The 7,439-nt window shown below is 64.0% G+C and carries 7 protein-coding genes; 2 read left to right on the top strand and 5 right to left on the bottom strand.

The features are described 5' to 3' along the window. Positions 1 to 78 precede the first annotated feature (78 nt). From ACK1U9_RS15210 to ACK1U9_RS15200, 3 genes are all read right to left on the bottom strand, one after another. Positions 79 to 1,320, bottom strand: coding sequence for a lipoprotein-releasing ABC transporter permease subunit (locus ACK1U9_RS15210; RefSeq protein WP_108480069.1), 1,242 nt, complete (start codon positions 1,318 to 1,320; stop codon positions 79 to 81). Between the two features lie 61 nt (positions 1,321 to 1,381). Next, positions 1,382 to 2,065 carry a lipoprotein-releasing ABC transporter ATP-binding protein LolD gene (gene lolD / locus ACK1U9_RS15205; RefSeq protein WP_178081810.1) on the bottom strand — a complete coding sequence of 228 codons (684 nt, stop codon included), beginning with the start codon at positions 2,063 to 2,065 and terminating at the stop codon, positions 1,382 to 1,384. A gap of 7 nt (positions 2,066 to 2,072) precedes the next feature. Beyond that, on the bottom strand, positions 2,073 to 3,323 hold the full coding sequence (locus ACK1U9_RS15200; protein WP_046615859.1) for a lipoprotein-releasing ABC transporter permease subunit: 1,251 nt from the start codon (positions 3,321 to 3,323) through the stop codon (positions 2,073 to 2,075). A gap of 93 nt (positions 3,324 to 3,416) precedes the next feature. Here ACK1U9_RS15200 and ACK1U9_RS15195 point away from each other — a divergent pair, with 93 nt between their 5' ends. Both ACK1U9_RS15195 and ACK1U9_RS15190 read left to right on the top strand, forming a co-directional pair. Beyond that, positions 3,417 to 4,001, top strand: coding sequence for a PilZ domain-containing protein (locus tag ACK1U9_RS15195; RefSeq protein WP_085601679.1), 585 nt, complete (start codon positions 3,417 to 3,419; stop codon positions 3,999 to 4,001). A 32-nt stretch (positions 4,002 to 4,033) separates the two neighbouring features. Continuing rightward, entirely contained in the window at positions 4,034 to 4,756 is a 723-nt protein-coding gene (locus ACK1U9_RS15190; RefSeq protein WP_046615857.1) for a glycerophosphodiester phosphodiesterase, read from the top strand. A 42-nt stretch (positions 4,757 to 4,798) separates the two neighbouring features. On the opposite strand, the gene sthA is transcribed toward ACK1U9_RS15190, so the two are convergent. Further along, positions 4,799 to 6,193, bottom strand: a complete 1,395-nt coding sequence (gene sthA / locus ACK1U9_RS15185) for a Si-specific NAD(P)(+) transhydrogenase (protein ID WP_046615856.1) — start codon at positions 6,191 to 6,193, stop codon at positions 4,799 to 4,801. A 202-nt stretch (positions 6,194 to 6,395) separates the two neighbouring features. Beyond that, positions 6,396 to 7,394: an FAD:protein FMN transferase gene (locus tag ACK1U9_RS15180; RefSeq protein ID WP_435781159.1), complete on the bottom strand. Its 999-nt coding sequence runs from the start codon at positions 7,392 to 7,394 to the stop codon at positions 6,396 to 6,398. Positions 7,395 to 7,439: the final 45 nt, after the last annotated feature.

Raw genomic sequence — 7,439 nt, 5'->3', positions numbered from 1 at the left:
ACAGGTACAGCGCATGCCTTGGGCCTGATGCAATCCTGTGGGAGCTGGCTTGCCGGCGATGAGGCCCTCAACAGTTACTCAAACCGCCAGACCAATCGCCGGCTGCACCTGCGATGCCCGATAAGCCGGGTAAATGGTCGCCAGGAAGCTCATCACCAACCCGGCAGTGCAGATGATCGCCACATCGCCCCACTGCAGCTGCGACGGCAAGCTGCTGACGAAGTAAACATCCGAAGTGAAGATGTGCTGCCCGCTCACCCGCTCCAGCCAACCGACGATCTGGCTGACGTTGAACGCCGCAATTACCCCGAGCACACCACCGATCAGCGTCCCGACAATGCCGATCAGGCTGCCCTGGACCATGAACGTGCCCATGATCTGCGCCGGCGTGGCGCCCAGGGTGCGCAGGATGGCGATGTCCGGCCCCTTGTCGTTCACCACCATCACCAGGGTGGCGATGATGTTGAACGCCGCCACCGCGATGATCATCAGCAGCAGCAGGCCGATCATGGTCTTTTCCATCTTCATGGCGCTGAACAGGCTGCCCTGGGTGTGCGACCAGTCATCGGCCCGGTAGGCATCGCCCAGCCCGGCAGCGATGGCCTTGGACACCTGCGGCGCGGCATACAGGTCGTGCAGCTTCAGGCGCACGCCCTGCACCTGGCCCGGCGCCCAGCGCTGCATGGCGCCAGCATCGGCCACATGAATGTAAGCCTGCGAGCCATCCAGTTCGGCGCCGACCTTGAAGATGCCGACCACGGTCAGGCGCTGCATGCGCGGTGTGATACCGCCCGGCTCCTTGCTGATTTCCGGCACGATCAGCGTCAGCTTGTCGCCAGTGTTCAGGCGGAAGCGCCGCGCAGTCAGCTCACCGATGACCACGCCGAACTCACCCGGCTGCAGGTCCTGCAGGCGGCCCTGGACGATATGCTGGCCGACGATCGAGACCTTGCCCTCTTCGGCCGGGTCGATACCGCCCACCTGGATCGGCTGCATCGCGCCCTTGTACGACAGCATGCCTTCCATTTCGGTAATCGGCGCCGCCGCCATCACCGCCGGGTCGCGCATGGCCGCGTCGGCCACCTTGTGCCAATCGTCCAGCGGTTGCACGCCGAGGATGGCGGCATGCGGTACCAGGCCGAGGATGCGCGAACTCATTTCGCGCTGGAAGCCGTTCATCACCGACAGCACCACGATCATCGCCAGCACACCCAGCGACAGGCCGATCATCGAGGTCATCGAGATGAACGAGATGAAGTGGTTGCGGCGCTTGGCTCGGGTGTAGCGCGCACCGATGAAGATGGGCAAGGGTCTGAACATGTACGAAATCACCCAATGAAAACAGGAAAACGGGGCGGCACCGGCCACCCCTTGCAGTCGATCAGATCGCCACCAGGTGGCCGTCGTCGAGCTTCAATACACGGTCCATCTGGCGCGCCAGGTTGAGATCGTGGGTGACCACCAGGAATGCCGTGCGCGACGCGCTGGACAGTTCCTGCATCAACTCCTGAATGCCCTGGGCGGTGTGGTGGTCGAGGTTGCCGGTCGGCTCGTCGAGCATTACCAGGCCGGGGCGGTTGACCAGTGCCCGGGCAATTGCCACCCGCTGGCGCTCACCACCGGACAGCTCGGCCGGCTTGTGGTTGAAACGGTGGGACAGGCCCACGCGCTTGAGCAGCGCCTCGGCACGCTCACGGGCCTCGGGGATGGGCGTGCGGCCGATCAGCAACGGCATGCACACGTTCTCGATGGCAGTGAATTCCGGCAGCAGGTGGTGAAACTGGTAGACAAAGCCCAGCTCGCGGTTGCGCAACAGGCCACGGGCACGCTCGCCCAGCGCCGACAGCTCCTCCCCGGCCAGCCAGACGCTGCCCTGGGTCGGCCGGTCGAGGCCGCCCAGCAGGTTCAGCAAGGTACTCTTGCCCGAGCCGGAGCTGCCCACGATGGCTACCCGCTCACCGGCGTGCAGCTCGAGGTTGAGCCCGGACAGCACCTGCACCGATTCCGGGCCCTCGTCGTAGGACTTGCCCAGGTTGCGGCAACTCAGAACGGCTTTATCACTCATGCGCGACTCACTCATAACGTAGCGCCTCTGCAGGCTGGGTGCGGGCCGCACGCCAGGCCGGGTACAGGGTGGCGAAGAAACTCAGGACCAGTGCCGCACCACAGACCATGTACACGTCCTGGGCCTGGATCTGCGACGGCAGGTAATCGATGAAATACACATCGGCGTTGAGGAACTTGTGCCCGATCAGTTTCTCGATGCCGGCGATCACCGCGCTCACGTTCAGCGCGGCGACGATCCCGACCACGGCGCCGATCAGGGTACCGATCACCCCGATAACCGTGCCCTGGACCATGAAGATGAGCATGATCTGCCCGGGCGTGGCGCCCAGGGTACGCAGGATGGCGATGTCGCCACGCTTGTCGTTGACCACCATCACAAGGGTGGAAATGATGTTGAACGCCGCCACCGCCACGATCAGCAGCAACAGCAGGCCGATCATGGCCTTTTCCATGCGGATCGCCTGGTACAGGTTGCCGTGGGTACGGGTCCAGTCACGGCTGTAGAATTCTTGCTCACCCAGGCGCTGGGCGATGTCCCAGGCCACCCGTGGCGCCTGGAACAGGTCGTCGAACTTCAGGCGCAGGCCCTGGACCTGGTCGGGCTTCCAACGGTGCAGCCGGGACAGGTCGCTGATGTTGGTCAGGCCCAGGTAGCCGTCGATCTCGCCCGCGCCCACATGGAAGGTACCGACCACGGTGAAGCGTTTCATGCGCGGGAACATGCCGGCCGGAGTCACACTGACCTCGGGGGCGACGAAGGTGAGCTTGTCGCCGATGCCCACGCCCAGCTTGGCCGCGGCCTTGTCGCCGATCATTATGCCCCACTCGCCCGGCGCCAGCTGGTCGAGGCGCCCCTGCAGGACGAACTTGTCGATGATCGACACTTCGCGCTCGCGGGCCGGGTCGATGCCGTTGAGCAGCACCTTCTGCACCTTGCCTTCATGGGTCAGCAGGCCCTGCATCTGGGTGAAGGGCGCGACCGCCACCACCTGCGGATTCTGCTTTACTTGTTGGGCAAGGGCCGGCCAGTCGGCAATAGGCTGGCCGCTCTCCAGCGTGGCATGGGGGATCATGCCCAACACGCGGGTACGCATCTCGTGGTCGAAACCGTTCATCACCGAGAGCACCACGATCATCACCACCACGCCCAGGGCGAGGCCGATCATCGAGGTCAGGGAAATGAACGAGACGAAGTGATTGCGACGTTTGGCACGGGTATAACGCGTGCCGATGAATGCGAAAAGAGGTCTGAACATGTCGGGGCTTGTTCGGATGAAAGGGAACGTCCTTGTGGCGAGGCGCCTACGGCGGCTTTACACTCGGACCACCGCCGCTACCTTGGGTTCGCCATGACGACATTAGACGAAGAAGATCGCCGCGAATACTACCGCATCGAAGATCGGATCGCACTTCAAATCAGCCCCCTCAGCGCGGCCGAAGCCCTTGACCCAGATGTGTTGCAAGATGATTCGCCATTGTTCAACCTGCTCAGCGAACTGCACCTGTCCGACTTCGAGTCGCAGCACCTGCTGCGCCAGCTTAGCGACAAGGACCGCACCCTTGCCGCCTTCCTGCGTGCGCAGAACAAACGCCTCGACCTGCTCAGCGCGGTGGTTGCCCAGACCCTGATCGGCGAAGTTGGCCAGCCCCAGCCGGTGGTCATTTCCGAGGGCGGCATCGAGTTCGCGCAAGCCACAGCGGTGGCCCCCGGCTCCCGAGTGAAGGTGAAGATGGTGCTGATGCCGCGCGCCCATGGCCTGCTGCTGCGCGGCAAGGTTACCCATTGCGACCCGCGCCCGGAGGGCGGCTTCGAGGTCGGCACCGAATTCACCGACATGACCGACGCCCAACGGCAACTGCTGGCCCGCTACATCCTGCAGCGCCAGCAGCAGCAACGGCGCCAGCAGCTGGAACAGAACGACCCCGCCTCCTGAGCCCATTTTTTCCCTGATTTGAAGGAACGAACGTGACCCTGATCTACGGCCACCGCGGCGCCAAGGGCGAAGCGCCCGAGAATACCCTGAAGAGCTTCCAGCAATGCCTCGCCCATGGCGTGACCCGCTGCGAGCTGGACCTGCACCTGTCGGCCGACAACGAGCTGATGGTGATCCATGACCCTACCCTCAAGCGCACCACCGGCAAACGCGGCAAGGTGGTCGAGCACCCGGCCGCAGACCTGGTCAAGATCGATGCCCGCAAGGGCGGCCCGGGCCATGTCCAGCCCTGCCCGATCCCGAGACTGGAGGAACTGTTCCAGAAGTGCCCGTTCGAGCACTGGCAACTGGAGGTGAAAAGCGCCTCGCGCACCCGCGCCGCCACCACCGTGCTGGCGATCCGCGAGCTGGCCCAGCAGTACGGCCTGCTGGACAAGGTGACCATCACCTCCAGCTCACGCGAAGTACTGGGTGCCGCCCTGGAGCTGGTGCCGGACGTCAAGCGCGGGCTGGTCGCCGAATACGCCTGGCTCGACCCGCTGAAGGTGGCGCAGAACTACGGCTGCGATCTGCTGGCATTGAACTGGACACTGTGCACCCCCGAGCGCCTGCTGAAAGCCCAGGGCCAGGGTTTGCACGTGTCGGTGTGGACGGTCAACGAACCGGCACTGATGCGCCGGCTCGCTGATTTTGGCGTGGACAGCCTGATTACAGACTTTCCCGGTTTGGCCAAGACCACCCTCGGGCAGGGTTGAAATCGGTCTCTCCGACCGGCTCAGGCCACCGGTCGGAGCCGCTCAAAAAAGCCGGTTCAGGCCGTCGTAGGCAGCTACCCGATAGGCTTCGGCCATGGTCGGGTAGTTGAACGTGGTGTTGACGAAGTATTTCAGGTTGTTCTGCTCGCCCGGCTGGTTCATCACTGCCTGGCCGATATGGACGATTTCCGAAGCCTGGTAGCCGAAGCAGTGTACCCCCAGCACTTCCAGTGTTTCGCGGTGGAACAGGATCTTCAGCATGCCTTGCGGCTCGCCTGCGATCTGTGCACGGGCCATGCTCTTGAAGAAGGCCTTGCCCACTTCATACGGTACCTTGGCCTGGGTCAGCTCCTGCTCGTTCTTGCCGATCGAGCTGATCTCCGGAATGGTGTAGATGCCGGTCGGCACGTCGTTGACGAAGCGCCAGCTGCCGTTATCGACGATGCTGCCAGCGGCAGAGCGGCCCTGGTCATGGGCGGCACTGGCCAGGCTCGGCCAGCCAATCACGTCGCCGGCACCGTAGATGTTCGGCACGCTGGTGCGGTAGGCCTCGTCGACCTCGATCTGGCCGCGGCTGTTGACCTTGATGCCGATGTTTTCCAGGCCCAGCTTGTCGGTGTTGCCGGTACGGCCGTTGCACCACAGCAAGGCGTCGGCCTTGATCTTCTTGCCCGACTTCAGGTGCAGGATCACCCCGTTGTCCAGGCCTTCGACGCGCTCATACTCTTCGTTGTGGCGTACGGTGATGTTGTTGTTGCTGAAGTGGTAGCTCAGCGCCTGGGAAATTTCCGAGTCGAGGAAGCTCAGCAACTGGCCACGGTTGTCCACCAGCTCTACCAATACACCCAGGCCGCTGAAGATCGAGGCGTATTCGCAACCGATCACGCCGGCACCGTACACGATCAGCTTGCGCGGAGTGTGGCTGAGGCTGAGGATGGTGTCGCTGTCATAGACGCGCGGGTGGTGGAAGTCGATGTCGGCCGGGCGGTACGGGCGCGAGCCAGTGGCGATGATGATGTGCTTGGCGTTGAGCTTTTCCACCACACCGTTCGGGCAGACCACTTCGACGGTCTGCTCGTCGGCGAAGCTGCCGGTGCCGACGAACACGTCCACGCGGTTACGCGCGTAGTAGCCGGTGCGCGACGCTACCTGCTTGGCGATGACCTTCTCGGCGCTTTTCAGCACGTCCGGGAACGAGAACCAGCGCGGCTCGCCGATGGCACGGAACATCGGGTTGGTGTTGAACTGCATGATCTGCCGCACCGAGTGACGCAGTGCCTTGGACGGGATGGTGCCCAGGTGGGTGCAGTTGCCCCCGACCTGGCGACGGCTATCGACCATCGCCACCTTGCGCCCTGCTTTGGCGGCGTTCATTGCCGCACCTTCTCCGGCCGGGCCGGAACCCAGCACCACTACGTCGTAGTTGTAGACAGCCATGCGTACTCCTTCAGAACTGGCCCGCAAGCCACGGTCGCTCGCGGGGCGCGATCATGCCGCCGGGGCGTCATGAGAAAATTCGGGTGCAGTCTAATCAAGCGTGAACGCCGCGCACATTAACCCTTGGTCGCGTCGTAGGCCAATTTTGCCCGCACTACATGTGTGAACCATTCCCTGGCGGCGATCATCCCTGCTTGTGCTTTCACTCGCCTTTCACTGCCCGTTCGAATGCGGGCGTAGCTCGGGAGACGAAGCCACCCTCGGCCCGAGTCACCAATACCGCGGCCAGGTCATGCGCCACGGCAAAATCCCAGCCACGTTCCGGGCCCAGGATCAACAGCAGCGTCGAATAGCCGTCGGCCTGCAGCGCCGAGACATCGAGCACGGTGACCGCGGCCAGGTCGTGCTGCACCGGGCGCCCGAGGCGAGCATCGAAGGTGTGCGAATAGCGCCGGCCATTCTCCTCGAAATAGTGCCGATAGTCACCCGAGGTTGATACTGAAAGGCCATTGACCGCGATGATCTGGCGGGCTATCTGGCGATCTTCGCGGGGCAGCTCCAGGGCGATGCGCCATGGGCTGCCATCGGGCTTGTGGCCGGCGGCCTTGAGCTCGCCGGTGGCTTCGGCGACAAAGCTGGCTACGCCCATGGCCTGCAGGCGCGCGGCGATCAGGTCGACCGCATGGCCGGCGGCGATGCTGTTGAAGTCGAGTTGCACCGGGGCGTCCTTGCACAAGGCCTGGCCGTCGATGTGCAAGTGCCGGTAGCCCACGCGCTGACGCACCTGGGCCAGGGCCAGCGGGTCGGGCACCTGCTCGTGGCGGGCCTGGGGGCCGAACCCCCACAGGTCGAGCAAGGGTTCGACGGTAAGGTCGAAGGCGCCGTCGCTCTGCTCGGCCAGGTGCTGACCAAGGCTGACCAGTTCGAGCATGTCGGGCGGCAGGACCTGGCACTGGTTGGCGGGCAACTGGTTGAAACGGCTGACGGTGGAGTCGCCGCGGTAGGTCGAGTAGTGCTGGTCGATGTCGTGCAGAATGGTTTCGACTGCCGCCCGCACCTGGACCGGCGCCGGGCCGCCGGGTTCGCGCACGTACTGGATGCTGTAGCTGCTGCCCATGGTCGGGCCGCCCAGGCGCTCCAGGGTGGGACCCTGGTCGCAGGCGGTGAGCAGCATGAGGATGAACAGCAAGGCTGTGCGCAAGGTTCGGGCTCTCGGTTGCCTGTACTGGCCTCTTCGCGGGTAGAC

Source organism: Pseudomonas sp. XP1 (genome assembly GCF_053557675.1).
Note: the sequence above shows the minus strand (reverse complement) of the source record. Positions and strands in the feature narration are given on the sequence as shown.